Below are 24,839 nucleotides of genomic sequence, written 5' to 3' on the forward strand. Positions count from 1 at the left end.
GATGGACAAGAAGGCACCTTCAGGTAACCCCGCAACGGCGCGCGCCAACCCGCTGCCCGGCTGCCCGATGGCCGCAGCCTTCGCAGCGGTCGGCGGCAAGTGGAAGCTGACCCTGGTCTACTGGCTGGCTCACGGTGAGACCCACTTCGCCGGACTGCGCCGCCGCGCTGCGCCGATCTCGGCCAAGGTGCTGGCCGAGCAGCTGCGTGAGCTCCAGGCCGACGGCCTCGTCGAACGGGTCGAGACCGGGCCGGTGCCAGCGCCCGTCGTCTACCGCCTCACCGACTACGGGATGACTGCCCTCCCGGTGGTCGAGAGTGTCCGGGTCTGGGGTGGCGACCACCTGCGGCGCTCGGATGCGCCGCAAGGAGACCCGGCGGCCGGCTGCGTCGACGAGGTGGCCTGACGGGTCGGCCGCACCGTGGCCGAGCGGCGTCCTGTGCTTTCCATGCGCCCGCCTGTCCTTTACGGACAAAACCATCGAAATCCCCATATCGACGGCGGATGTCGAGAGGCCCAAGGTGGGAACGCACGCTGAGGGGGGAACCGTGGCTGGCACGTGCACGACTCCGCAGCACTGTGTGATTTGCGCTGTCCGTCAGTCCATTCGGAGCGTGAGAACGCCTGCACTGAAGGGGTTTCATGGTGAAGAAGCTTGCGTATGCCGGCATCGCCGGGGCCGTGGTGAGCGTGGCCTTCCTGACCGCCGCACCCGCACAGGCGGCTGCTCGAGACGGCATCTGCCAGTCCGGGGAGTTCTGCCTCTACTACAACAGTGACAACGCGGGGTCGGTGTCGGACTTCACCACCTCGATCGACGACTACGGCGCGAGCCAACCCGAGTGCTACGAGTTCAAGGGCGCCGGCGCAGGCCAGGGCCAGTGCGTCAAGAACAACGCGGCCTCAGTGTGGAACCGCACCAGCGGCTCGGTCACCGTGTTCTACAACAGCGGCTACTCCGGCGACAGCCAGAGCTTCGCGTCCGGCGCCAAGGGAAACCTCAACGCGACCCTGAAGAACGACAACGCCGGCCACCGCCTCGGTGGTGGGACTTCCACCAACGTCGACATGTCCGACGCCCTCTACGTCGGCGGCGGTGGCCACATCACCTGTGGCTTCGACGGCTACGTGAACACCCCGGGGCGGCACGAGGGGATCGACATTGCCAAGGCGAGCGGCTCGTCGGTCAAGGCCCTCCTGTCCGGCACCGTGACCAACGTCGTCGAGGGCGGCACCGGGCTGTCCACGATCGCCGTCTACAACGCGACCTTCGACAAGACGATCATCTACCTGCACACCAACCCGAACGACAGCGTCGACATCGGCGACATGATCAGCAAGGGTCAGCAGATCGCCGTCGAAGCGGCCCGGGGCGCCGGGAGCGCGAGCCACACGCACGTCGAGATGCGCCTCGGCCGCAAGACCCTCGCGGCCAAGAGCGTCGACGACCCGGTACTCGACAACCCGAACCCGACCTCGTTCTGGCAGGCGCGCGGGTACAACGTCCGGTAGCCACACCACCAGCAGCCCGCTCAGCCGGAGCTGGTCAGCCCACCCCCTGGGCTGACCAGCTCCGGCTGGCGCCGAAGGGTGGCGGGCCGAGCAGCACGATCCCGCCGTTGGCCTGCGCCGAGGCGCGGACCCGGTCGAAGTCCACGACGCCCTCTTCGCCCTTCTCGCGCTCGGTGGCATCCTCGGTCGGCAGCGGCTCGCTGGCGCCCCAGTAGAACGCCTCGCAGCACCCCGGGGTGTGCAGGAACAGGATCTTCGCCGTGGCCGACAGCACCAGGAAGGCGTGCGGCACGCCCCGTGGTGCCATCGCGACCCCGCCTGTACCGACGTGGCGGTTGGCGCCGTCGACGTGCATGAGGATCTCGCCCTCGAGCACGACTGCCGTCTCGTCGGAGTCCGGATGGGTGTGCAGCGGGGTCGCCTTTCCGCCGGTCATCGAGTCCTCGAACAGCAGGAAGGCGCCGTTGCTCTCGTGGGCGCGCACCTTCCAGGTGTGGACGCCGCCGCCGAAGAACCAGCGACGTTCGCCTTCGCCCTCGGCGCGGATGATGGCTGCGGTGGCCGGGGGAACCGTGGAGGTGCTGGACTTGACGCCCACTTTCGTTGGACACGCCGTACATGAGACTCATGTCTCATGATGAGACTGACGTATCATGAACGACGTGTCAATGCCCTACGAGACCCACGGCCGGACCGGACAGAAGAGCCGGACCCGCACCGCGCTCGTCACCGCCGCCCGCGAGATGGTGGCCAACGGGCAGACCCCGACTGTCGACCGAGCCGCGTCCGCCGCGTCCGTGTCGCGCGCCACGGCATACCGCTACTTCCCGAACCACGCGTCCCTCCTGGCGGCAGCACATCCCGAGACCGGCACCCAGTCGCTGCTGGGTGACGACCCGCCCGACGATCCCGCGGCACGCCTCGACATCGTCATCCGAGCCTTCACGACCCTGATCGTCGAGACCGAGACCCAGCAGCGCACCATGCTGCGCCTGTCCCTGGAAGCCCAGGACGCTGCCCCCGACCACGCGCCGCTGCCCCTGCGTCAGGGCCGCGCGATCGGGTGGATCACCGAGGCCCTCGAACCGCTGCGCGGTCAGCTCACCGACGAGGGGCTGCACCGGCTCGTGCTCGCGATCCGCAGCGCCACCGGGATCGAGGCCCTGGTCTGGCTCACCGACATGGCCGGGCTCTCGCGGGACGAGGCGGTCGACCTGATGCGCGGCTCGGCCCGGGCCCTGCTGGCTTCGGCGTTGCCGGTGTGAAGGGCCGGGTGTAGCGTCCGAAGGTCCGGACAAAGCAGTCCGAAATCGCGCGGATCGCAGGTCCAGACCACCCAGGCGGCGCCGACCGACGTCGCTCCCCCTCTGGGTCGGAGGACGACGATGTCTAGAACTCTCGTGGCAGGTTCCGCTGCAGTGCTCCTCGGCGCGACGGTGCTGGCCGCACAAGTGCCAGCCAGTGCGACACCACGGGAAGGGGGGACGGCCACCGGCGCTGCTGCGACCGGCAACGAGCTGTCGGTGAGCACCCGGCTCGCCGATCGGCGCGAGGTCTCCGCCGGGACGCGGGCGTACTCGATCGGCTTCGAAGACGGCAGGTTCTACGCCAACGGCTGGCACATCACCGGCGAGATGGGCGGGGTCTGGACGCCGCCGATGAAGATGGTCGACGGGGTCTGGTTCGGGCTCGACGACCAGTGGGTCGGTCCCGCGACGACGTTCACCAGCGGGTGGGGGTACAGCCGCTACGACCTGCCGGACACCGCCGGACTGGAGGTCGCCCGCACCGACTTCGTGCCCGACGGCGTCCGCGGCGCGCTCTTCGGGCTCACCGTGACCAACCCCGGGGCCGCGCGCATCGCGAAGCTCTCGGTCGACGCGCACTCCGAGCTGATGGGCCAGTACCCGTGGGGCTTCACCGGGGTGATGCCCAACGCGAGCGACAACCTGCCTGACACCGGTGCCTACGACGGCAAGAACCTCGTCTTCACCGACGACGGTGCCCTGCCCGGGGCCCCGGTCCACCACTACGCCGCTGTCGTCGGCACCGCCGCCACCCCGACGACAGGACAGGTCGGCAGCCAGTTCTACGGCGCCCAGCCCGGCCACCGCTGCACCGGCACCGAGCCCGGCGCCCCGGCGGACCCCAAGCCGTCGGCCTGTGACGACGGACCGTTCGGCAAGGGCACCGGCGGTCGGCTGACCTACAAGCTCGACCTGCCGGCCGGCGGATCGCAGACCATCTGGCTCGCGGTGGCCGGCTCCGACCAGGGCCTGACCTCCGCCCGTGGCGAGCTCGCCAAGGCGCTGGCCGACCCCGGCGCCGCGCTCGCCGCCAAGAAGGCGTCCCGCGAGGCGCTGTCGTCGATGACGCAGCTCTCGTTGCCCGGCGACCCGCTGGTGCAGGACGCGGTGCAGTGGGGCAAGCAGAACATCGCCGACCTCACCCAGACGGCGACCGACCTGCAGATCCGTTGGACCAACCAGGGCAAGCAGTTCCCGGCCCCGTCCGGGACCGTCGCAAAGGCGACCTGGATCGGCGCCGGCTTCCCGGACTACCCGTGGATCTTCGGCACCGACGCCGAGTACACCGCGTTCGCGTCGGTGTCGGTCGGGCAGTTCGAGGCAATCAAGGACCATCTGCGCGCGCTGCGTGACGTCTCCGACATCCTCAACAACCGCTCCGGCGTCGTGACGCACGAGGTGGTCTCGGACGGGTCGATCTGGTTCGGCCAGGACTCGCGCAGCACCAACCCGGACGGCAGCACGGCATACAACTTCAACACCGACGAGACGGTGAAGTTCCCGAGCACCGTGGCGCTGTTGTGGCGCTGGACCGGCGACGACCGGTTCCGCGACGAGATGTACGACTTCTCGGTCCGGAACCTGCGCTACGTCACGCGCAGCCTCGACGTCGACGGTGATGGCTGGCCCGAAGGACTCGGCAACGTCGAGCGCACCGGGATGGGCACGGAGAAGCTCGACAACACCGTCTACTACATCCGCGGGCTCTACGACCTGGCCGACATGGCCAAGGCGAGGCACGACGGCGCCACGTTCGCGTGGGCCAACAACCTGGCCCGCCAGATCCGGGACCGCTTCGACGGGACGTGGTGGTATGCCGCGGCGTCCCAGTACGCCGACTCCCTCATGGACCCCGGTGACGTCCAGTCGTTCCAGAAGCACTGGATCGGCCAGACGCCGATGGAGGCCGAGCTGCAGGTCAACGGGCGCACCGTCCCCGGGCTCGCGCCGTTCGCCCACGGCAGCACGGCGCTCGCCGGCCGCGAGGACCCCTGCTACAGCGGGACGGCACCGCTGTCGACGGGCCTGTTCCACACCGGCTGCGGTGGCGGCGCGAACGGTCTGGGCGAGAAGGTCATCTTCGGGCTGACCACGTCGATCCAGTCGATCGGCGAGGGCAACTACGGCCGGCTGGGGGCGGGGCAGCAGCAGCGCTACACCCACGCCCTGGCCGACCCGATGTTCGCCGAGCCCGCCACAGGTGGGACACCCGACGAGCAGCCGGGCGCGATGCCGGAGATCTTCCCCTCGCCGGACCAGGGCGCGAACATCGACCGGTGCTGGACCTGCCGCTCGATGTTCATGCAGGCCTGGGGCAACTACGGCACAGCCTGGGCGGTCGTGCACCAGTGGCTCGGCATCCAGCCCGACCTGGGCAACGGCCAGCTGGTCGTCGTCCCGCAGGTGCCCGCTGGCCAGCCCTCGGCCTCTGGTCGGCACATCCGCCTCGGTGGTGGGTTCGCCGACGTGGCTGCCTCGGTGGTCGGCTCCCGCTACACGACCAGTGTGGCGGTCGACCGGGCCGTCGGCGCCGACAAGGTCTGGATCGGGCACACCGTCCCGCGCGGGAGCACGGTGACCCGCGTGGTGCTGGACGGCCGGGTGCTGACCGACTGGACCAGCCGCACCACGAACCGCGGCCTCGAGGTCACCGTGCCGACCAAGGCCGGAGCGCACACCCTGGTGGTCACGGCGTCCTGAGGGCGTCCCTGCGGCCCGCGGGAAGGATCCCGCGGGCCGCAGGGTTGTCCCGAAGGACCAACCAGGGAGGAGCACCACGCATGAGCGACACCACCACGACGCGCGTCGACCTCGGCCACGGCCTCGAGGTGAGCCGCCTCGGCTTCGGCGGGATGGCGATCACGCACGTCTACGGCGAGACCGACCCGGCCGAAGGCCTGCGCACCCTGAACCACGCCGTCGACTCCGGAGTCACCTTCATCGACACAGCGGACGTCTACGGCAAGGAGCGCGAGGGCCAGACCGGGCCGGCCGGCACCAACGAGGAGCTCGTCGGACAGCTCCTCCGCACCCGTCGCGACGAGGTGCAGCTCGCCACGAAGTTCGGCATCACCGGCGTCCCCACGCACGGGCCGGGAGGTACCGGTGTCCGAGGCGACGCGGCATACGTCCGCAGTGCGGTCGAAGGCTCGCTGCGACGCCTGGGCACCGATGTGATCGACCTCTACTACATGCACCGTCGCGACGTCAGCGTCCCCATCGAGGAGACCGTCGGCGCGATGGCCGAGCTCGTCGCAGCGGGCAAGGTGCGCCACCTGGGGCTCTCCGAGGTGACCGCGACCGAGCTCCGCGCCGCAGCGGCGGTCCACCCGATCACGGCTGTGCAGAGCGAGTGGAGCATCTGGTCGCGCGACGTCGAGGACCAGGTCGTGCCGGCCGCGCGCGAGGTGGGCGCGGGCTTCGTGCCGTACTCGCCGCTGGGGCGCGGCTTCCTGACCGGAGCCCTCACCAAGGACGCCGTAGCCGGGTCGATGCTCAAGGGGCACCCACGGTTCGATGCGGGCTTCGAGGCCAACCAGCGCGTCGTCGAGGTCGTCACGGCCGTGGCCGGCGAGGTGGGAGCCACGCCGGCCCAGGTCGCCCTGGCCTGGCTGTTCGCCCAGGGTGAACGACTCGGTATGCCGGTCGTGCCGATCCCGGGCACCCGTCGCCGCGAGCGGGTCGACGAGAACCTCGGTGCCCTGTCCGTCCGCCTCGACGACGACCAGCTCGTACGGCTGGACGCCGCGGCGGACCTCGTCCAGGGCGGGCGCAACCTCAGCCAGGACCCGGCCTGGATCTCGTCCGGTCGCGAGTAGCCACCCGCGCGTCTCGTGTCGGGGCGCGGGGTCGGGGTTAGGTTGGCGCGAGAGCCACCCACCCCTGAGGAGCCACCATGTTCGAGCAGCTCGTCGCCGCGGCGCCGCAGGGAGTCGTCGACGACCTCCTCAACCTGCAGATGCCCGCGGCCGAGAAGGTCATCCGGACCGTCGCGATCTATCTCGGGATCCTGCTGATCATCCGCGTGGCAGGCAAACGCCTGATGGCGCAGATGAACTCGCAGGACCTCGTCGTCGTGCTGTTGCTGTCCAACGTCGTCCAGAACGCCATCATCGGTCAGGACAACTCCCTCGTGGGTGGTCTCCTCGGTGCGGCTGTCCTCGTCATCGTCAACGCAGCGCTGGACCACTGGGCACTGCGCAGTCCCCGGGTCGCGTGGCTGCTGGACGGCAGACCCACGGTCGTGGTCCAGGACGGGGTGCTCGACCCGCGAGCCCTCGCCCACGTCGGCATGAGTCCCGAGGAGCTCAACAACGCGATCCAGCCGCACGGCGCCGACTCGCTCAGCGAGGTGCAGCGGGTGGCCCTCGAGCCGGGTGGTTCGATCACCGTCGAGCTCAAGCCGGACGCGAGGAGCGCCACGATCGGCGACCTGCGCCGAGCCGTCGACGCCCTCACCGCCCGCCTCGACACCCAGGGCGGAGCGGGCGCCCGCTGACGCGCCCCGACTACGCCCGGATCTCGAACGGGTACTCGGCCGCTCGCGACTGGAAGGCCAGGATGTCCGGGTTGCGGATCATCCCGTCCTGGATCTCGATCGCCCTACCGATCGTGTCGTCGGCCTTCCAGGCCTCTGGGCCGGCCATCACCGTGGACAGGTGTGGCAGCAGCGACTCACTGATCTCCCAGGTGGCGGAGTTCCAGAGATACGAGGGGCTGTGGTCCACGCCGTAGTAATGGACGTTGTCCCCGACGACGAACATGGGCTCCTCGAACGTCGTCGGCCGCGCCCAGCCGAACCCCATGCCCTCGTCGCACGACACGTCGATGACCAGGGTCCCCGAGGGGAGCGCTGGGAGGTCCTCGTCCTCGAGGAACATCATGGGGTGCAACGGATCCTGGAGCACGCAGTTGACGATGACGTCATGCGCCGCGAGGAACCCGGGCATCGTCTCGTTGCCCCCCTCGAGGAAGACTTCGAGGGGGCGCACGTCCGCCTCACCCCGGTCGAACTGCACGATCCGGGCCGAGTGGATCGGCGAGGCGACAGCGGTGGTGTCCCGCTGCGTGAGGATGTCGACCTGGTTGACCCCCAGCGCGCTCAGGGCGGTGACGGCACCCCGGGCGGTCGCCCCGAAACCGATCACGGCCGCGGTGAGCCGGCGCCCGTAGTCACCGGTCGAGCCCACCAGGGACAGCGCGTGCAGCACCGAGGCATAGCCGGCGATCTCGTTGTTCTTGTGCAGCACGTGCAGCTTGAACGACCCGTCGCTGCCCCAGAGGTTCATCGCCTCGAACGCAATCAGGGTGAGCCGCTTGTCGATCGCGAGCTGGGTCATCTCGGAGTCCTGCACGCAGTGCGGCCAGCCCCAGAGGATCTGGCCGTCCCTCAGCTCCGCGACGTCGGCCACCATCGGCTTGGGCAGCATGATGACATCGCAGCGGGCCACCAGCTCGGCACGCGTGAGGATGCCGCCGACCTGGGGCGCGAGCTCGGCATCGCTGATCCCGAAGTGCCGGCCGTAGCCCTGCTCCAGGAAGATGCCTGGGCGGAGGTCCTGCTCGACCCGGCCGAAGTGCAGCGGGTGGATCGGTAGCCGGTGCTCGTTTTCCTTGCCTGACGCGGCAATGAGTCCGACGCTGAGGTGCTGCATCATGGGCTCCCTTGAGTTTCTGCCCTGTCTAACACAGTTCCGCGGGCGGTCACCCCGGGATGGCGCTCCGGTCAGCGACCTTCCGGTATTCCGTGCAGCCGGCGGTGCAGCTCCCGCACCTCCTGCTCGAGCTCTGGTGCGGGGCCGTCCACCGCCAGTCCTGGTGCGACGGCGTTGATGGCAAGCGGCACGACCGGGCCGAGTGGGACGTCCCATGCGCGGAGCCAGCCCACGAGCTGGTCGGTCGAAACGGCATACACGATGCGGCCCAGGCCGACCCACGCGTGCGCGGCCGAGCACATCGCACAGTGTTCGCCGGAGGTGTAGACGGTGCAGGCGCCCCGCTCGTCGGCCGCGAGGTGCTGCGCAGCCCACTTCGCCGCCTCGAACTCCGGGTGCCGGGTCTGGTCGCCGTCCTGGACCCGGTTGCGGTCCGCGAACCGCACGACACACGACCCGTCGACGAGGACGGAGCCGAACGGTTCGTCACCGGCTTCGAGTCCTTCGCGCGCCAGGTCGACGCACTGTCGCAGGTGGGTGAGGTCGGCGTCGGAGAGGGCCATGCCCCCGATGCTCGCAGACCCAACGCGAGTCGTATGGCTGAGCCCGCGGCAGGGCGTCGGCTCAGCCACACGAGCTCAGCGGTGGCCGGCCTCGAGGTCGAGGAGGTAGCGCTTGGCCTCCAGCCCACCGGCATACCCGGTCAGGGCACCGCTCGAGGCGACGATGCGGTGGCACGGGAGCACCACGCACAACGGGTTGGCACCGAGCGCCGCCCCGACTGCGCGGGCCGCACTCGGCCGGTCCACGCGGGCGGCCAGCTCGCCGTAGGTGGCGCGGTCGCCGTAGCCGACCGTAGCGGCGAGCCGGGGCAGGACGGCGCGCTGGAAGTCGGACGCCAGGGCCAGGTCGGTGCGCAGCGAGAACGCGCGGGTCCGGCCCTCGAGGAACGCCTCGAGCTGGGTCCGCGCCTCGTCGAGCTCGCCCGGCTGGCGCAGCACCCGGGGTGAGACGCGCTCACTGAGCCGGGTCAGGAGGCGGTCCTCGTCCTCGGCGGTGGCGACGAAACCGGAGGCCACCAAGGCGCCGGAGTCGTTGCGGGCCAACAGCATCCGACCGATCGGGGTGTCCTCCACGACGTAGGACACGTCGCTCGGTGGCAGCACCGGGGGGCGCAGGGTGGACTCGTCGGGCTGGAACGCGGAGAGGCGGGCAGTGGGGTCGGTCATGACACGTCCTTACGCAGGGTCGCGAGCGCGTCGCTCACGAGCCGCCGGCTCATCGCGGACGAGGTGCCCAGCGCGGCGGCGATGGTGGGGTGGTCGAGGTCGGCGACGTACTTGAGGACGACGGCTTCGCGCTGCCGCGGTGGCAGTGCCGCCACCGAGGCCCAGAGCGGTTGGTCGAGCATCGGTCCGTCGAGCAGGGCGACGTCGGCGGCAGGTGCAGCCTTCGTCACCGACGCCAGGGAAGCCGGGTCGTCGTGGGGCACCGCACGGCGGGCCCGTCCGCGGTGCGCGTCCATCGCGCACCGGTGCGTGATCGTGAGCAGCCAGCCGCGCAGGTTCCGGGCCGAGCGCAGCGACGGGTAGGCCGCGAGCGCCTGGGTCCACGCCTGCTGGGCGACGTCGTCACCGTCGACGGGCCCGGCGAGGGCGTGGGCGAGGCGGGCGACGTCGCGCCAGTGCGCGTCGACGAGGGTCTGGAAGGCGGGCAGTTTCACACTCATGGAACGCCGCCCCTCCCCTTCGTGTGAGTCCCAGTGAGCCGGTGCCGCCCACCCAAGCCGTATGCCGGGCGCCGGACTTCGCGTGCGCCGCTCCTCGTGCCCAGCTCCGTCGGTCCGGCAGCCATCGTGCCGCATCGCCGCGCGTCCCAGCCAAGCGACGGGTGTGAACCGTCCCTGTGTGGAAGCATGGTTGTGTGCTCGACGAAGTCGTCCCCACACCTTCCGGCCAGACCCTCCGGAGCGGTCCGCTCGTCATTGCGCACCGCGGGTCGAGCCTGGCCGAGCCGGAGCACACGCTGCGCGCCTACATGCGGGCCATCGAGGAGGGCGCACACGCCCTCGAGTGCGACGTGCGGCTGACCGCCGACTCGCACCTCGTCTGCGTCCACGACCGTCGGGTGAACCGCACCTCCAACGGGCACGGCATCGTCTCGACGCTGGAGCTGGCCGAGCTGGAGGGGCTCGACTGGGGTTCGTGGAAGGACGACCACCCCGGTGACCTCGAGCTCCCCGACCGCGACCGCAACCGGCTGCTCACCCTGCGCCACCTGCTGACGACCGTGCTGGAGTCCGAGCGCCCCATCGGCCTGGCCATCGAGACCAAGCACCCCACCCGCTACGCCGGGCTCGTCGAACGCCAGCTGGCGCAAGTGTTGGCCGAGTTCGACCTCGACGGGCCACGCCGCCCCGACCAGCACTGGGTGCGCGTGATGTCGTTCTCCCAGCTGGCCGTGCAGCGGATGCGCCAGCTGTGCCCCCACGTCCCGGCGGTCTACCTCATCGAGGACGCGGTGCCCCTACGGTTCCGCGACGGGTCGCTGCCCAAGGGGATCCACACCGTCGGGCTGGACATCAAGATCCTGCGCCGCTACCCCCAGACCGTCGCTCGACAGCACCGCCACGGGCACGAGGTCTATGCCTGGACGGTCGACGAACCGGCCGACATCAGGCTCTGTCTGGAGCTCGGTGTGGACGCCATCATCAGCAACCGGCCGCGCGCGGTCCTCGACGCTGTGGAGGCCAGTGGGTAGTCTCCGAGCGAACTCGCAACGATCGGACATGGGCACGGGCATGGCAGCAGCACCGCTGGGGGAGCGCCCCACACGCTCACAACCGTCGTCGGGCGGTCGCGGTCGTGACACCTCGCGCACCATGCGCGTCCCGTGGCGCGCCACGTCGGTGGCCCAGATCCGCAAGGCGCTCGTCGACGACCTCGAGGGTCGGGACGTACCGGGCGGCGTCATCGACGAGGCCGAGATCGTGGTGTCCGAGCTGGTCTCCAACGCCATCCGGCACGCCCGCCCTCTCGCCGACGGCAACCTGCGGGTGCACTGGAAGGTCAAGGCCGGCGTCGTGGAGGTCGAGGTGACCGACGGCGGCAGCGACACCACCCCCCGCCCGGCTCCGCGCACCATCTGGGCCCCCTCCGGCCGGGGGCTGCGCATCGTCCGCAGCCTGGCGCACGAGTGGGGCGTCACCGAGGACCGCACCGGGTCGACCGTGTGGGCCTCGCTCGGTGGGCCCTCCCGCCGCCGCAGCCACTGAGTCCTTCCCTCGCCGCCAGGCAATAGGGTTTGCCGCATGGGTAAGGCATCACGGCGTCGCAAGGGCGCAGACCACGGCTCCACCACGACACGCGTCGAGCCCGCACCGTTCGTCGCCCGCCCGTTCCAGGGCCTGCCCGGCGAGACCGACTGGGTCGCAATGCGCGAGATCCTCCCCGCGGCCACCGCGACCGTCACCTTCGCCAAGGGCCAGGCTCCCGAGGGGGCACCCGCCGAGGTGACCGTCGCGACGGTCCTGCCGCTCGCCTGGCCGGGCCTGCACCGGACCGACGGCACCATCCTCGTCGGCACCCAGTCGGGGTCGATCTCCGGTGACGCCTCCCGCGACCTGGCGACCTCCCTGCTGGCCGCCGCCACTGCGGAGCAGGGCACGCCCGTCACCAGCACCCCAGCCGCGACGGCCGACACCCCGCGCCTGCAGGACCTGCTGGACACCACCGGGTCGTTCGACGTGACCATCCACGAGGGGTTCGACTTCTGGGTCGGCGAGAGCGAGCTCGACGACGAGGCCAAGGCCTCGCTGGAGCGCGCCAACGAGTCGGTGATCCCGACCGTGAAGATGGCCGCGGCTGAGTCCGCCTACTGGTGCCGGATCGGCGACCGCACCCACGTCCGCCTCGTACTTCCCGAGGACGAGGACGTCGCCACCGACGCGCTGGCACGCCTGCACGCTGCGGGTGACAGTGGCCTGGGTGGGTCGACCCGCCTGCTCGGTGCGTTCCGCGCCTGCGGCCTCCTCGTGCCGGTCTGGGACCTCGAGCCCGACAAGACTTCGGCCGACTACGAGGACGCGCTCGGCGAGTTCATGACCCGGTATGCCGCGGCCTCCGCTGCCGATGCGCCCCTCACCGCGGAGCAGCGCCGGGCCCGGTCCGGGCTGCTCAGCCGTCAGGTGACGCTGCGCTGACGCGGCGACGCTGACATGACGGACCCCATCATCCCGACCGTGGCTGCGGTGATCCCGGCCAAGGACGAAGCGGACCGGATCGCCGCGACGGTTCGTGCCGTCCGCGGCATACCGGGGGTGGACCTGGTGGTGGTCGTCGACGACGGCAGCTCCGACCGCACGGCCGACGTCGCCCGCGAGGCCGGCGCCGAAGTGGTTCGGCACGCGCGCAACCGGGGCAAGGCCGCCGCGATGACCACGGGCGCCGGGTACGTCGCCCGGCACGAGGGCGTCGAAGGACGGGTCGGCGGCTCCGCGGACCGGCGACCCCTGCTCTTCGTCGACGGCGACCTGGAGGACAGTGCCGCGAACGTCGGTGTGCTGGTGCCGCCGGTGCTCGAGGGCCGCGCCGACATGACGATCGCCACGCTGCCCCCGCAGAAGACGGCCGGCGGCGGACACGGGTTCGTGGTCCGGTTGGCGCGCAAGGGGATCGAGGACCTCACCGGGTTCGTCGCCCAGCAACCGCTGTCGGGGATGCGCTGCATCTCGCGCCAGGCGTTCGACGCGGCCAGTCCCCTTGCCCGCGGCTGGGGCGTGGAGGTCGGGCTGACCGTCGACGTCCTGATGGCCGGCCTGCGCGTCGAGGAGGTGCCCTGCGAGCTGCACCACCGGGTCAGCGGTGCCGACTGGCGCGGCAAGGTGCACCGGGCCAAGCAGTACCGCGACGTCGCCCTCGCCCTCGCGCGCCGCCGGGCCCGGCGCGGGCTGCGCTGACCGGCGCGACCATGACCACGGCGGGTGGGAGGACGACGTCCGTGCGCGACTGGGCCGCGACGCGGCACCGGCTGGCAGCAGCCGCGCTGGCGCTGTCCTTCGGCCTGCTGCTGCTCGTGGGGGTGGCTGGTCCGAGCGCCGCCAAACCCGCACTCGGCCCGCGCGGCTGGGCACCGGGAGACCTGGCGTGGGCACCCGGCCCGGCACTGGTCACCGCACTGCTGTGGGCCGCCTACCTCGTGGGGGCGCTCGCGGTCGCCCTGCGGCTGCGCGGCGAGCCGTCGGTGGTCTCGACGGCGGGGATGCTCGGTTCGGTCGCGACGCGGGCGAGGCGTCGGCTGGCCCCCGGAGGCTGGGCCCTGCCGCTCGGCATCGGGGTGCTCAGCCTCCTCACCGGACCGTTCGGCTCGGCCGACCACACGAACTACGCCGCCTACGGCCGGATCGCCGCCCTCGGCGGCGACCCCTACCTCACAGCCCCGAGCGCCTGGTCCGCGCTGGACCCGGTGACCTCTGCCGTCGAACCGCCGTGGACTGACACGGTCAGCGTCTACGGCCCGTTCGCCACCCTGCTCCAGTCGCTCACCTCACACGTCGCCGGCGCGAACCTGCGCGAGACCGTCTGGCTCTGGCAGGTGCTGGTCGTCGTGGCGTGGCTGGCGGTGCGGTTCCTGCTGCTGCGCAGCGGCGCCACGCCGCGCCGGGTCGACACGCTCTGGACGCTCAACCCGCTCGTCTTCGGCGTGGGAGTCCTCGGCGCGCACGTCGACCTCGTCGCTGCCGCACTCGCCGTGGCCGCCCTGGTGCTCGCAGCGCGCAGCCCGCTGGCCGCCGGTGCGTTCGCGGGGCTCGCGGTCTCGTGCAAGGTCACCTATGGCGTCGTGGGGGTGGCGGTGCTGCTCGCGTGGTGGGTGCACGAGCGCCGCGGTTTCGTCAGGCGGGCGGCGCTGTTCGCGCTCGCCGCGCTCGCCCTCGTCGTGCCGCTCCATGTCTGGGCCGGACCGCACGTCTTCGACCAGCTGGACCGGGCTCGTCGGTCGATCTCGTTGGCGACCCCGTGGCGGCTCCTCTACGAACTCCTGAGTGGCCCGCTCACCACAGCCCATGCGCGGACCCTGGTGACCTGGCTGGCGGCAGCCATGGTGCTCGTCTTCGTCGTCGTCCTCGCGAGGGTCACCCGCCACCTGGCGCCGGAGACCGCGACGGGGGCGGCTGCTCGCTGGGCGCTGGTGCTCAGCACGGCCTACACGGTGGCGGCCCCCTACTCGCTGCCCTGGTACGACCTGCTCACGTGGGCGCTGCTGCCGGTGCTCGCGGCCAGCGTGCTGGACGCGATCCTGCTGCTGCGGCTGGCCGCGATGGCCGTCGCCTACGTGCCCGGCAGGGTGGTCGGCATGACGCCGACCGTCCAACGCGTCACCCTGTGGGTGCGCCGCACCCCCGTGCCGTATGCCGTGCTGCTGGTGTGGGGGTGGCTCACCCTCGTCGCGACGCGCGGGTCGTCGCAGACCCCCGAGCCTCGTCCTCCAGCACCCTGACGCTCACCGCGATGATGAGCGGGACCGCGATGATCGCGCCGTTGGCGGGGATCGCCACGCCGGAGTCGTTGATGGCGAACCCGATGGTCAGCGTGATGAGCAGCGCGATCAGGCCGGGGCGCAGCGTCGGGACCGCCTCGTAGGACCGCTGCAGCGACCGAGATCCCCAGGACGTCGGCCGGGCCAGGATCACGATGACGAAGACCAGCGCGACCGGGACGAGGAGCGCGAGGGGGTAGTTGCCGAAGAGGATGTCGATGTTCTGCTGGAGCTTGCGGATGATGATGTCGCCCGCCCCGCCCTCGAAGATGGACCGGAAGAACCGCCCGAGGTGGGACTGCTTCTCGGTGCCCCGAAGCGAGTCGAGGAACCCCACGAGCAGGAAGAGGGCAATCGTCCCCGCGGCGAGGATGGCCCCGCGCCGCCACGTCATCCGGATCCCGAGGATCGCGAGCACGAGGTAGACCAGACCCGGCAGGAGGGCTGGCGGGCCGCCGCCGTCGGCACCCCAGCCGGGGTAGCCGTCCACCACCACGGCGGCCAGCCCGATGACCAGCGCGGTGATGGCTGCTGCGCGCGGGTTGCCGCGTCGGACGAAGTGCGACGACACCGCGATGCACAGGAGCAGGGCGGCGGTGGCGAACAGCGCAAAGGTCACGTTGCCCATGCCGTAGAACCGGCCGCCGACGACGGGCTGCAGGCCCATCAACGACGAGATCTGCAGGTGTGAGCCGGTCATCACGTCACCACCGACCACGAGCAGGGTGGCCAGCGCGACCACGACCAGTGGGCCGGTGATGCGACGGGCCCACGGTCCGAGGAGCGCCACCGCGGAGATGACCGCCACGAACAGGCCCACGGTGAAGACGGCCGACACCGCAGGGATGGGGAAGCGCCACCACGGGAGGAGGTTGGCCAGGAAGGTGGCCGCCGGGATGGTGGCCGCGATGACCGCCACCCGTCGGGTGACCCGCAGCAGCCGCAGCCGCAGGTCGATCGAGCCGAAGTCGCGACGCCAGACCACCCCCGTCAACAGGTAGATCGCGATCTGGGCGATGACGACGGCATTGAAGAACGGCGGCACCAGGGGGTGGACCTCGTGGCTGGCCTGGTCGAAGTCGAGCAGGTGCCGCAGCCGGTCCTGGGCGGCTCCCTCGGAGTTGCTGTCCTCCTTACCTCGGCGCAGCGCGAAACCACCGAGCGACTCGGGGATCGGCACTCCTGCTGCCGTGAGGGCGGTCACGGTCAGGTCGGCCGACTGGACCAGGCCGTCCTGCCGCGTGGAGGGTGAGTAGAGCGTGCCGGAGCCGTAGTGCGGCCCCTTGGCCGCGACCAGGCGCAGCCGTTCGCTGCTGCCGGCGTCGGACATGCTTGCCACCACGAGGTCGGATCCGCTGGGTGCGGCCGCCAGCACCTCGGCGATCCGGCGGTCGATCGCGGTGGCCTGGACCGCGCGGGTCCCCGGTTCGGTGGCGACCTCGTTCGTGGGCAGGTCCTTGGGGTCGCGCAGGGACCCCACGTCGACCAGCGTGACCCGGCACCGCGAGAGCAGGCCGGTCAGCTCCTTGGGCTCGTACGCGGCATACCTCGGGACCGCGCCGGAGGTGTAGGCAGCGCCGACGCCGGCACCCGGCCCCACTGCCTGGACGCACTGCTTGTTCGAGGCGAGCTGCTCCCCGAGCGTGCCGGGCCTGGCACCGAACTTGAGGTCGCTGGCCGCCTTGACGTAGCTGTCCCAGCCCGGCACGACGCCGCTGTCGACCACCGGGATCGGCGGGCACGGGTCGCCGGTGGAGCGGGTGCCGTTCTTGCCGGGGCCGGGCGCAGCGGCGCGCTCGCCGGCGGACAGGCTCAGCCACCCGTCGATCGGGCAGGTGTTCGGGAAGACCGAGCGCACCGAGACCGCCGCCGTGGACCCGTCACGGAGGAACGACCAGAGGGCCGGCGTGCCCTTCGAGCCCACGTCGCTCCAGGTGAGACCGCCCGTGCCGATGAGGATGATCGGGTTGGGTGCCGCTTCGGCGGCGGCGGCGGCGGCGGCGGTGGCGGTGGCGGTGGCTGGGGCGGCTGCGGTGGCCGGGGTGGCTCCGGTGGGCTCCTGGGCGGCTGCCGTCGCGGCGGGCAGCAGGGCAGCGAGCAGGGTCACGATGAGGATCGAGAACAGGCCGGCGAGGGAGAGTCGGGCGCGGCGGGTCACCCGTACAGGCTACGGGTCGCGGCACAGGACAGAATGGAGGCGTGACCACCGTGACCCCGACCGCCGCAGTGGCCCGTGGTCGTGGACACCGGATCCGCAGGCTGGGCCGCTCGGTCGGCTCCCGCATCGCCGGCTGGTCGCCGACCGCACGCTGGGCCCTGGCGGTCGCGATCATCCTCGCCGGCGCGTCGATACCGGTGCTGCGCTACCTCGTCTTCTGGCCCCTGGACCAGTGGCAGGTCGACGTCGAGGTCTACCGCCAGGCGGGGGTCTCGATCCTCACCGGGCGACCGATCTACTCGGCCATGACCGAGGCGCCCCAGCTGCTTCCCTTCACCTACCCGCCGTTCGCTGCCGTGATCGCGATTCCCCTGGCACTGCTGCCCTTTGGCGCCATCGGCTGGCTCTGGACGATCGCGCAGATCGCGGCCACGGCCGCCATCGTCTGGTATGCCGGGTGGCGCCTCATCCACCGCACCGGCACCCTCGCGCCGATCACCGTCGCCCTGCTCACGGTGCCCATGCTGTGGCTGCACCCGGTGTCGGACGGCATCCGGTTCGGGCAGGTGAACGCCTTCATGGTGCTGGCCTGCCTGATGGACCTGCGCAAGCCCCGACCGGGGCTGCTACGGCACGTGCCGCCCGGGGTCCTCGTCGGGCTGGCCATGTCGATCAAGCTGACCCCGGGTGTCTTCGTCGTGCACTACCTGGTCAACCGGCGGTGGAAGGAAGCGATCACAGCGGTCGTCACGGCGGTCACCGTGACGCTCGGGTCGTGGGTCCTGCTGCCGGAGGCGTCGTTCGCCTTCTGGGGCGGCGCACTCCAGGACCCCGCGCGCCTCGGACCCAATGCCGGCACGTCCAACCAGAGCATCCGCGGCTTCCTGCTGCGCCTCGGCCCTGATGGGCTGCCCGGCGACGTCCTCTGGCTGGTCCTCGTGGCCGTGGTGGGGTTCGTTGGCTTCCAGCTGGCGCGGCGGGCCTACCTGGCCGGCGACTCGATCAGCGAGGTCGCGGCCATCGGCCTGATGGCCGTGCTGCTCTCGCCCGTGGCCTGGATCCACCACCTGCACTGGATGGTCGTCGTCATCTTCGCCGTCCTCGGGGCGGACCCACTGCGCGACCGGCGCCGGCTCGTCGCGGCTGCTGTCATCACGGGCTTCTTCCTGTGCCGCCTGCCGTGGTGGGGGATCACCTGGCTGAGCCACCCGGACTGGCCGCGCTGGATCGGCCGGGTCCTGCAGAACGCCGACACCTTCGGCTCCCTGCTGGCCCTCGCCCTGCTGTGGTGGGCGCTGCACAGCAAGCCCGCCCCGCGGCATACCGAAGGCTCTGAGGAGACCGAGCGCCGCGAGGTGGTCGCGTGAGGGTCGCGGTCCTCGACGACTACGCATCGGCGTTCGCCCGGCTTCCGGCCGCGGGGCGGCTCGAGGGCCACGAGGTGGTGACCTTCGCGGACTCGGTGACGGGGGACGCGCTCGTCGAGCGGCTGGCCGGTTTCGACGCGGTGATCCTGCTCCAGCAACGCACGGCCGTCCCTCGTGCCGTGGTCGAGCGGCTCACCACGGTGCGGCTGCTCAGCCAGACCGGTCGCAACACGAGCCACCTCGACGTGGCTGCCAGCGCCGAGCGCGGGATCACCGTCTCGGCAGGGGGAGCCGGCGGTCCGCAAGCCACCGCGGAGCTGACTTGGGCGCTCATCCTGGCCGCGCTCCGGCACCTTCCCGAGGAGGCGCAACGGTTGCGCGCTGGGCAGTGGCAGGCCTCGGTTGGGACCGGTCTGCACGCGAAAACCCTTGGTGTCTATGGCCTCGGACGCATCGGCAGCCTCGTGGCAGGGGTGGGCCGGGCGTTCGGGATGAGGGTGCTCGTGTGGGGTCGCGAGGGTTCGCTCTCCCGAGCGACAGAGGCCGGGTATGCCGCCGCGTCCAGCCGCGCCGCCTTCTTCGCCGAGTGCGACGTGCTGACCGTGCACCTGCCGCTGTCTGCCGAGACCGCCGGGATCGTGACGGCTGCCGACCTGGCTCAGATGAAGCCCGATGCGTTGTTCGTCAACACCTCCCGCGCGGCGATCGTCGCGCCTGGCGTCCTCGTGGCGGCGCTTGCGGCTGGGCGTCCTGGGCGCGCGGCGGTGGACGTGTTCGAGGTGGAGCCGGTGCTCGGTGCAGCTGATCCCTTGCTGGCGCTGCCGAATGTCACCGCCACCCCGCACCTCGGCTACGTCGAGTGGGACGTGCTCGCGCGCCTCTACGACGCGGCCGTCGACCAGGTGCTCGCCTTCGCAGCCGGCTCAGCCGTCAACGTCGTGGCCCCCTCGTCCTGAGCTGCAGGAAGGCCCGAGCTCTTGCCCTCGGTCCTTGGGTGCAGCTGGACCATGGCGCGGGCTCGCCGGGTGCCGGTAGCCTCCGAGCAGCGGACCGGCGCCGCGGCGGGCGTCCGGCCCGGTACGGCTCCGGGGGACGGAGCGGGCGTGGCCAAGCCGACGATCTTGGCGGTCGACGACGACCCCGTCGTGTCCCGTGCCATCACGCGTGACCTGCGAGACCGGTTCGGTGCCGACTACCGCGTGGTCGGTGCCACCTCGGGCCCCGGGGCCTTGGAGCTGCTGACCGAGTTCACCCTGCGTGGCCGAGCGATCGCCCTGGTGGTGTCGGACCAGCGGATGCCCCGGATGACCGGGATCGAGCTCCTCGAACAGGTCCGGAGCCTCAGCCCGGACACCAAGCTGCTGCTGCTGACCGCGTATGCCGACACCGACGTGGCCATCCGTGCCATCAACGACATCGGGCTCGACTACTACATGCTCAAGCCCTGGGACCCGCCGCAGGACAAGTTCTTCCCGGTGGTCGAGGACCTGCTCGGCGACTGGCGTGACGCCCACCGCGACGACTCCAGCCAGGTGCGCGTCGTGGGGCACCGATGGTCCGACCGCAGCCAGGAGGTCAAGACCTTCCTGGCCCACAACCACGTGCCCTACCTGTGGCTCGACGTCGAGCGGGACGAGGGCGCTCGCGAGCTGGCGGAGCTCGCCGGGGCGAAGGCATCCGACCTGCCCCTCGTGCTCGTCCCCGACGGTGACCCGTTGCGCAGCCCCACCAACCGGGAAGTCGCCGACGCGCTGGGGCTGCACACGCTGGCCGACGCGCCGCTCTACGACCTGTGCATCGTCGGCGGTGGCCCGGCGGGACTCGCTGCTGCGGTCTACGCGTCGTCGGAAGGCCTGCGCACCGTCGTCGTCGAACGTGACGCCCCCGGGGGGCAGGCCGGACAGAGCGCCTCCATCGAGAACTATCTCGGCTTCCCCAAGGGCCTGTCCGGGGCCGACCTGACCCATCGCGCCGTGGCCCAGGTGGCGAGGTTCGGGGCGGAGATGGTGGTGGCCCGGGAAGCGGTGGGGCTGCGGACCAGGGGACCGGTGCGGTCGGTCGTCATCGACGGCGCGGACGAGCTCGAGGCGCGGGCCGTCGTCATCGCGACAGGGGTGTCCTACCGCCGCCTCGAGGCGCCCGGCCTGGAGGAGCTCGGAGCGCGGGGAGTCCACTACGGGGCGTCGGCCAGCGAGGCGGCCCAGTGCGAGGGTGAGGAGGTCTACCTCGTCGGGGCCGCGAACTCCGCCGGGCAGGCGGCCCTGAACCTCGCTCGCTACGCCAAGCGGGTGGTCATGCTCGTCCGGGGCGCCGGCCTCGAGCTCACGATGTCGCAGTACCTCGTCTCCCGGATCACTGCCTGCACCAACATCGAGGTCCGGCTGGGCTGCGAGGTCGTCGCAGCGAGCGGCGACGGTCACCTCGAGTCGCTGACGCTGCTCTACCGCGCGACCGGCGAGACCGAGGCGGTCGAGACCTCCTGGTTGTTCATCTTCATCGGTGCCATGCCCCGGACCGACTGGCTCGGGGACGACGTGGCACGGGACGACCACGGGTTCGTCGTGACCGGGCAGGACCTGATGCAGGGGACCGGCCGGTCGGCCTGGTCGGCGGGTCGGCCGCCGTACGCCCTGGAGACGAGCATTCCTGGGGTGTTCGCGGCCGGCGACGTCCGGCTCGACTCGATGAAGCGGGTGGCCTCCGCCGTGGGTGAGGGCGGGATGGCGGTCTACCTCGTGCACCGGTTCCTGGCGACGACCTGATGGGCGCCGAGCAGGGGACGAGTGCTGAGCCGGGGAAGGGCGCCGAGTCGGGGAAGGGCGCCGCAGTCCTGAGGGGGCTGGCGCTGTTCGACGGTCTGAGCAACGACCAGCTCGACCGGCTCTGGTCGGCGGGTTCGGAGTGGCCCTTCGAGAGCGGCGACGTGCCGTTCAGCGAAGGGAAACCGGCCGACTTCTGGTGGGTCCTGCTCGACGGCTCGCTCAGCCTCGTGCGCCGGGTCGGCCACCAGGAGACCGAGCTCGGCGTGATGAGCAACCCGGGCCAGTGGGCCGGCGGCTTCCAGGCCTGGGACGCGCACGGTGTCTACATGGCGACGGCGCGGGGTGTGGCCCCGGGGCGACTCCTTCGCGTTCCCGCGGAGGCGCTCGGAGAGGTCGCTCGCGAGTGGTTCCCCTTCGGCGTCCATCTCATCGCGGGACTGGTCAACACGGTGCGCAGCATCGAGGCCAAGGCCCGACAGCGTGAGTCGCTGGTCGCCCTGGGCACCCTCGCCGCCGGGCTGGCGCACGAGATCAACAACCCGGCGTCGGCGGCCACGCGCGCCGTCGACGCGCTGGACCACGCCACGGAGGCGCTGCTCAGCTCGCTGCGACGGCTGGGCGAGAGCTCGATGACGGCGGAGCAGTTCGTCGCCCTCGACACGCTGCGCCGCGGCATCGCCACGGGTGGGGAGGAGCTCGACGCGCTCGGCATCGCCGATCGCGAGGAGGAGCTCTCCGAGTGGCTGGTCAGTCACGACATCGACCGCGACTGGGTGATCGCCCCGCCCTTCGCCGCAGCAGGGGCCGGCGTCGAGCTCTTCGGCCGGGCCGCCGCCGAGCTCAAGCCCCGTCAGCTCGAGGCCGGTCTGGAGTGGGTGGGCAGCTCGCTGACCGTGGTGAGCCTGTTGGGCGAGATCCGGGAGGCCACCCACCGCGTCTCCGAGCTGGTCGCCGCCGTCCGCTCCTACTCCCAGCTCGACCGCGCGCTGGTCCAGCAGACCGACGTCACCGAGGGTCTGGAGAGCACACTGGTGATGCTCGGCCACAAGCTGCGGGGCCGGGTGACGGTCGTCCGCGACTACGCGGAAGACCTCCCGGTCGTCGAGGCCATTCCCGGTGAGCTCAACCAGGTCTGGACCAACCTCGTCGACAACGCCGTGGACGCGATGGAGGGCTCCGGCACGCTGCGGATCACCGTTCGAGGTGTCGAGGACGGCGTCGTCGTGGAGATCGCCGACACCGGTCCCGGTGTTGCCGACGACGTGGCTGCCCACGCCTTCGAGCCCTTCTTCACCACCAAGGACGTCGGCAAGGGCACCGGTCTGGGTCTCGACATCTCCCGACGGATCGTCGTCGAGCGCCACGGAGGCGACATCTCCCTGGAGTCCCGCGACGATGGGGCCGTCGTCGTCGTCCGGCTCCCGCTGCGTCCGGCCGAGAGCTGACTGGCAGACCTTACTGGCGTCAGATCGAGATGACCTCGAAGATCTGCAGCACGGTCAGGGCGGCCAGGAGCAGGCAGACGCCACCGCCGACCCGGCGGATCGTGGCCAGCTTCACCCGCGCCAGCAGCGCGCGACCGATCACGGCGCCGAGGGCCGACACGGTGGCGAGCGCGAGGAAGGCACCGAGGAAGACCGACACCGGCTCCTTGAACTGGAGCACCATGGAGGCGGTCAGCAGCTGCGAGAGGTCGCCCCACTCGGCGAGGAAGAGCACCCCGAAGGACACCCCGACGGCCTTGAGGCCCACCGCGGTCGCGGCTCCCTTGTGGGCGAACTCCTCCTCGGTCTCCGCTTCCTCCTCGTCAGCCTTCTTGGCGCCGCGGATGAGGATGATGCCGCCGATGAGGAACATCGCGGCCGCGAAGACCTCGACCGGTCGCTTGGGCAGCTGGGCCAGCAACCCGCCGACGGTGACGGCGACGGCGGTCTGCACGAGGAAGGCCAGGGACACCCCGATCCACACGTACAGCGGTCGGAACCGGGTGGCGAGCACGAGGGTCGCGATGAAGGTCTTGTCGGGCAGCTCCACGAGGAAGATCGAGCCGAAGACGATGGCAATGGTGGCGAGGTCGAAATCCATATCGCGTCGACTGTATCCGCGACGCCCAATACGCTGACGGGGTGTCCGACCCCCAGACCCTCGCCACGGCCGCCCTGGTGGCTGCCGTCCTCGCGCTGGTCGTGGCGGTCGTCGCCGTGGTCCGCCTCGGGCGGGTCCGCACACAGCTGCACGTGATCGAGAGCCAGCGCCCGGTGGGCAGCGGCGACCTCGCGGCCCTGCGGGCCGACATCGCCCAGGCGCTGCGGCACGTCGCGGTCGTCCGCTACGACGCCTTCGGCGACATGGGGGGCCGCCTGTCGTTCAGTGCCGCCGTCATCGACGACCAGGGCGACGGGCTGGTGTTCTCCTCGATCCACGCCCGTGGCGAGTCGCGCACCTATGCCAAGGGCATCGTCGGCGGCGGCTCCGACGCGACCCTGACGCCCGAGGAGCAGCAGGCCCTCGCTGCCGCCCGCACCGGATCCCAAGGAGCCTGACCTCCGTGACCACAGCAGTGACCAGACACGGCTACTTCGGCCCCGCGGGCACCTTCACCCAGATGGCGCTGCACGCGTGGGGACCGGCGGCCGGCCAGGAACACGTCGCCCTCCCCTCCGTCGAGGCCGCCCTCAACGCCCTGCGTGCGGGCGACATCGACGCCGCCATGGTGCCGATCGAGAACTCCGTCGAGGGCGGGGTGAGCGCCACCCTCGACGCCCTCGCCAGCGGTGACCCGCTGGTGGTCGTGGGAGAGGTCCTCGTCCCCATCACCTTCGTGCTGGCTGCACCCGGCGGTATGCCGCTCGGCCAGGTCCGCGCCGTCGGCACCCACAGCCATGCCTGGGCCCAGGTCCGCGGCTGGATGGGTGCCAACCTCCCTGAGGCGGCGTACATCCCGACGTTGTCGACGGCCGCCGCAGCGGCCGGCCTCGCCGGCGGTGACGGGGAGCGCGCGGCATACCAGGCGGCGGTGTGTGCACCGATTGCCGCGCTCAACCACGGCCTCGAGGTGCTGGCCGAGGACATCGGTGACAACTCCGCCGCGGTGACCCGGTTCGTGTCGGTCGCGCGCCCGGGCACGCTGCCCGAGCGCACCGGCGCTGACAAGACGACGCTGGTGCTGTTCCAGCGCGACGACCACGCCGGTGGGCTGCTCGAGCTGCTGGAGCAGTTCGCGGTGCGCGGCATCAACATGTCGCGGCTCGAGTCACGCCCGACGAAGTCGTCGATGGGCGACTACTGCTTCTCCATCGACATCGAGGGACACGTCCTCGACGAGCGGGTCGGCGAGGCGCTGCTCGGGCTCAAGCGGGTCTGCGCGGAGGTGCGGTTCCTCGGCAGCTACCCGGCCGCGCACGGGACGGCGGTGCGGGTCACGCCGCACACCAGCGACCAGGCGTTCGGCGATGCCCGCGCCTGGCTGCACTCCCTCCGCGGCACCTGACCTCCGGCTCCGCTCTGTCCCGGCCCGTGTTGGAAGGGAAACTTCCGGATATCCG

At 71.4% G+C, this 24,839-nt stretch carries 24 protein-coding genes; 17 read left to right on the plus strand and 7 right to left on the minus strand.

All coding sequences use genetic code 11. The annotated features are described in order from the left end of the window. The first annotated feature begins 1 nt into the window (after position 1). Entirely contained in the window at positions 2-406 is a 405-nt protein-coding gene (locus EAH86_RS10660; RefSeq protein ID WP_241668314.1) for a winged helix-turn-helix transcriptional regulator, read from the plus strand. Positions 407-642: 236 nt separating this feature from the next. Continuing rightward, the gene (locus EAH86_RS10665) at positions 643-1,512 is read left to right on the plus strand and encodes a peptidase inhibitor family I36 protein (RefSeq protein ID WP_140740293.1); all 870 of its coding nucleotides are present in this window, start codon (positions 643-645) and stop codon (positions 1,510-1,512) included. Positions 1,513-1,546: 34 nt separating this feature from the next. Here the strand turns inward: EAH86_RS10665 and EAH86_RS10670 are convergent, their stop codons facing one another. Further along, positions 1,547-2,110 (minus strand): cupin domain-containing protein, encoded by a 564-nt coding sequence (locus tag EAH86_RS10670; protein WP_140740296.1) that lies wholly within the window; start codon positions 2,108-2,110, stop codon positions 1,547-1,549. Between the two features lie 55 nt (positions 2,111-2,165). Between EAH86_RS10670 and EAH86_RS10675 the strand changes: the two genes are divergently transcribed. From EAH86_RS10675 to EAH86_RS10690, 4 genes are all read left to right on the plus strand, one after another. Continuing rightward, the gene (locus tag EAH86_RS10675) at positions 2,166-2,777 is read left to right on the plus strand and encodes a TetR family transcriptional regulator (RefSeq protein ID WP_140740299.1); all 612 of its coding nucleotides are present in this window, start codon (positions 2,166-2,168) and stop codon (positions 2,775-2,777) included. Positions 2,778-2,897: 120 nt separating this feature from the next. Further along, positions 2,898-5,519 carry a hypothetical protein gene (locus EAH86_RS10680; RefSeq protein ID WP_206665797.1) on the plus strand — a complete coding sequence of 874 codons (2,622 nt, stop codon included), beginning with the start codon at positions 2,898-2,900 and terminating at the stop codon, positions 5,517-5,519. Positions 5,520-5,599: 80 nt separating this feature from the next. Further along, positions 5,600-6,637 (plus strand): aldo/keto reductase, encoded by a 1,038-nt coding sequence (locus tag EAH86_RS10685; RefSeq protein ID WP_140740302.1) that lies wholly within the window; start codon positions 5,600-5,602, stop codon positions 6,635-6,637. Between the two features lie 77 nt (positions 6,638-6,714). Continuing rightward, on the plus strand, positions 6,715-7,317 hold the full coding sequence (locus EAH86_RS10690; protein WP_140740305.1) for a DUF421 domain-containing protein: 603 nt from the start codon (positions 6,715-6,717) through the stop codon (positions 7,315-7,317). Positions 7,318-7,327: 10 nt separating this feature from the next. Here EAH86_RS10690 and EAH86_RS10695 read toward each other — a convergent pair whose 3' ends face one another. From EAH86_RS10695 to EAH86_RS10710, 4 genes are all read right to left on the minus strand, one after another. Beyond that, the gene (locus tag EAH86_RS10695; protein ID WP_206665813.1) at positions 7,328-8,473 is read right to left on the minus strand and encodes a N(5)-(carboxyethyl)ornithine synthase; all 1,146 of its coding nucleotides are present in this window, start codon (positions 8,471-8,473) and stop codon (positions 7,328-7,330) included. 71 nt (positions 8,474-8,544) lie between these two features. Next, the gene (locus EAH86_RS10700) at positions 8,545-9,036 is read right to left on the minus strand and encodes a nucleoside deaminase (RefSeq protein WP_140740311.1); all 492 of its coding nucleotides are present in this window, start codon (positions 9,034-9,036) and stop codon (positions 8,545-8,547) included. Positions 9,037-9,111: 75 nt separating this feature from the next. Next, entirely contained in the window at positions 9,112-9,702 is a 591-nt protein-coding gene (locus tag EAH86_RS10705; protein WP_140740314.1) for a methylated-DNA--[protein]-cysteine S-methyltransferase, read from the minus strand. Beyond that, positions 9,699-10,202: an RNA polymerase sigma factor gene (locus EAH86_RS10710; protein ID WP_140740317.1), complete on the minus strand. Its 504-nt coding sequence runs from the start codon at positions 10,200-10,202 to the stop codon at positions 9,699-9,701. Before EAH86_RS10710 ends, EAH86_RS10705 begins: the two co-directional genes overlap by 4 nt. Positions 10,203-10,396: 194 nt before the next feature. On the opposite strand from EAH86_RS10710, the gene EAH86_RS10715 reads away from it, so the two are divergent. The 5 genes from EAH86_RS10715 to EAH86_RS10735 are packed head-to-tail and all read left to right on the plus strand — an operon-like array spanning position 10,397 to position 14,968. Further along, positions 10,397-11,233, plus strand: coding sequence for a glycerophosphodiester phosphodiesterase family protein (locus EAH86_RS10715; protein WP_140740320.1), 837 nt, complete (start codon positions 10,397-10,399; stop codon positions 11,231-11,233). Positions 11,234-11,261: 28 nt separating this feature from the next. Further along, entirely contained in the window at positions 11,262-11,747 is a 486-nt protein-coding gene (locus EAH86_RS10720) for an ATP-binding protein (RefSeq protein ID WP_241668315.1), read from the plus strand. Between the two features lie 36 nt (positions 11,748-11,783). Beyond that, entirely contained in the window at positions 11,784-12,674 is an 891-nt protein-coding gene (locus EAH86_RS10725; protein ID WP_140740323.1) for a DUF5926 family protein, read from the plus strand. A gap of 15 nt (positions 12,675-12,689) precedes the next feature. Further along, the gene (locus EAH86_RS10730) at positions 12,690-13,430 is read left to right on the plus strand and encodes a glycosyltransferase (RefSeq protein ID WP_140740326.1); all 741 of its coding nucleotides are present in this window, start codon (positions 12,690-12,692) and stop codon (positions 13,428-13,430) included. A gap of 41 nt (positions 13,431-13,471) precedes the next feature. Further along, positions 13,472-14,968 carry a hypothetical protein gene (locus EAH86_RS10735; protein ID WP_140740329.1) on the plus strand — a complete coding sequence of 499 codons (1,497 nt, stop codon included), beginning with the start codon at positions 13,472-13,474 and terminating at the stop codon, positions 14,966-14,968. On the opposite strand, the gene EAH86_RS10740 is transcribed toward EAH86_RS10735, so the two are convergent. Next, positions 14,907-17,165 carry a hypothetical protein gene (locus tag EAH86_RS10740; protein ID WP_241668316.1) on the minus strand — a complete coding sequence of 753 codons (2,259 nt, stop codon included), beginning with the start codon at positions 17,163-17,165 and terminating at the stop codon, positions 14,907-14,909. The two genes, EAH86_RS10735 and EAH86_RS10740, sit on opposite strands and share 62 nt — an antisense overlap. Positions 17,166-17,206: 41 nt before the next feature. Here EAH86_RS10740 and EAH86_RS10750 point away from each other — a divergent pair, with 41 nt between their 5' ends. The 4 genes from EAH86_RS10750 (at position 17,207) to EAH86_RS10765 (ending at position 22,739) form a co-directional block, all read left to right on the plus strand. After that, entirely contained in the window at positions 17,207-18,532 is a 1,326-nt protein-coding gene (locus EAH86_RS10750; RefSeq protein WP_241668317.1) for a glycosyltransferase 87 family protein, read from the plus strand. Beyond that, positions 18,529-19,488: a D-2-hydroxyacid dehydrogenase family protein gene (locus EAH86_RS10755; RefSeq protein ID WP_140740331.1), complete on the plus strand. Its 960-nt coding sequence runs from the start codon at positions 18,529-18,531 to the stop codon at positions 19,486-19,488. Before EAH86_RS10750 ends, EAH86_RS10755 begins: the two co-directional genes overlap by 4 nt. 69 nt (positions 19,489-19,557) lie before the next feature. After that, complete coding sequence (locus tag EAH86_RS10760) at positions 19,558-21,294, plus strand: FAD-dependent oxidoreductase (RefSeq protein WP_241668318.1); 1,737 nt, start codon at positions 19,558-19,560, stop codon at positions 21,292-21,294. Next, complete coding sequence (locus EAH86_RS10765) at positions 21,294-22,739, plus strand: ATP-binding protein (protein WP_140740334.1); 1,446 nt, start codon at positions 21,294-21,296, stop codon at positions 22,737-22,739. Before EAH86_RS10760 ends, EAH86_RS10765 begins: the two co-directional genes overlap by 1 nt. Positions 22,740-22,758: 19 nt before the next feature. Here the strand turns inward: EAH86_RS10765 and EAH86_RS10770 are convergent, their stop codons facing one another. Then, the gene (locus EAH86_RS10770) at positions 22,759-23,379 is read right to left on the minus strand and encodes a TMEM165/GDT1 family protein (RefSeq protein WP_140740337.1); all 621 of its coding nucleotides are present in this window, start codon (positions 23,377-23,379) and stop codon (positions 22,759-22,761) included. 41 nt (positions 23,380-23,420) lie between these two features. Between EAH86_RS10770 and EAH86_RS10775 the strand changes: the two genes are divergently transcribed. Both EAH86_RS10775 and pheA read left to right on the plus strand, forming a co-directional pair. After that, entirely contained in the window at positions 23,421-23,837 is a 417-nt protein-coding gene (locus EAH86_RS10775) for a DUF4446 family protein (RefSeq protein ID WP_140740340.1), read from the plus strand. Next, positions 23,834-24,784, plus strand: coding sequence for a prephenate dehydratase (gene pheA / locus EAH86_RS10780; protein ID WP_277752331.1), 951 nt, complete (start codon positions 23,834-23,836; stop codon positions 24,782-24,784). The genes EAH86_RS10775 and pheA overlap by 4 nt, the downstream gene beginning before the upstream one ends. The last annotated feature ends 55 nt before the right edge of the window (positions 24,785-24,839 follow it).

Origin of the sequence: Pedococcus bigeumensis, from assembly GCF_006438965.1 — a bacterium.
Classification (GTDB): domain Bacteria; phylum Actinomycetota; class Actinomycetes; order Actinomycetales; family Dermatophilaceae; genus Pedococcus; species Pedococcus bigeumensis_A.

What these genes read in the sequence shown, in the direction of transcription:
- EAH86_RS10680 (WP_206665797.1), top strand. Translation starts at nt 2,898, where the DNA reads ATGTCTAGAACTCTCGTGGCAGGTTCCGCTGCAGTGCTCCTCGGCGCG.
- EAH86_RS10730 (WP_140740326.1), top strand. Translation starts at nt 12,690, where the DNA reads ATGACGGACCCCATCATCCCGACCGTGGCTGCGGTGATCCCGGCCAAG.
- EAH86_RS10665 (WP_140740293.1), top strand. Translation starts at nt 643, where the DNA reads ATGGTGAAGAAGCTTGCGTATGCCGGCATCGCCGGGGCCGTGGTGAGC.
- EAH86_RS10720 (WP_241668315.1), top strand. Translation starts at nt 11,262, where the DNA reads ATGGGCACGGGCATGGCAGCAGCACCGCTGGGGGAGCGCCCCACACGC.
- EAH86_RS10685 (WP_140740302.1), top strand. Translation starts at nt 5,600, where the DNA reads ATGAGCGACACCACCACGACGCGCGTCGACCTCGGCCACGGCCTCGAG.
- EAH86_RS10660 (WP_241668314.1), top strand. Translation starts at nt 2, where the DNA reads ATGGACAAGAAGGCACCTTCAGGTAACCCCGCAACGGCGCGCGCCAAC.
- EAH86_RS10770 (WP_140740337.1), bottom strand. Translation starts at nt 23,379, where the DNA reads ATGGATTTCGACCTCGCCACCATTGCCATCGTCTTCGGCTCGATCTTC.
- EAH86_RS10725 (WP_140740323.1), top strand. Translation starts at nt 11,784, where the DNA reads ATGGGTAAGGCATCACGGCGTCGCAAGGGCGCAGACCACGGCTCCACC.
- EAH86_RS10700 (WP_140740311.1), bottom strand. Translation starts at nt 9,036, where the DNA reads ATGGCCCTCTCCGACGCCGACCTCACCCACCTGCGACAGTGCGTCGAC.
- EAH86_RS10765 (WP_140740334.1), top strand. Translation starts at nt 21,294, where the DNA reads ATGGGCGCCGAGCAGGGGACGAGTGCTGAGCCGGGGAAGGGCGCCGAG.
- EAH86_RS10705 (WP_140740314.1), bottom strand. Translation starts at nt 9,702, where the DNA reads ATGACCGACCCCACTGCCCGCCTCTCCGCGTTCCAGCCCGACGAGTCC.
- EAH86_RS10695 (WP_206665813.1), bottom strand. Translation starts at nt 8,473, where the DNA reads ATGCAGCACCTCAGCGTCGGACTCATTGCCGCGTCAGGCAAGGAAAAC.
- EAH86_RS10710 (WP_140740317.1), bottom strand. Translation starts at nt 10,202, where the DNA reads ATGAGTGTGAAACTGCCCGCCTTCCAGACCCTCGTCGACGCGCACTGG.
- EAH86_RS10690 (WP_140740305.1), top strand. Translation starts at nt 6,715, where the DNA reads ATGTTCGAGCAGCTCGTCGCCGCGGCGCCGCAGGGAGTCGTCGACGAC.
- EAH86_RS10675 (WP_140740299.1), top strand. Translation starts at nt 2,166, where the DNA reads ATGAACGACGTGTCAATGCCCTACGAGACCCACGGCCGGACCGGACAG.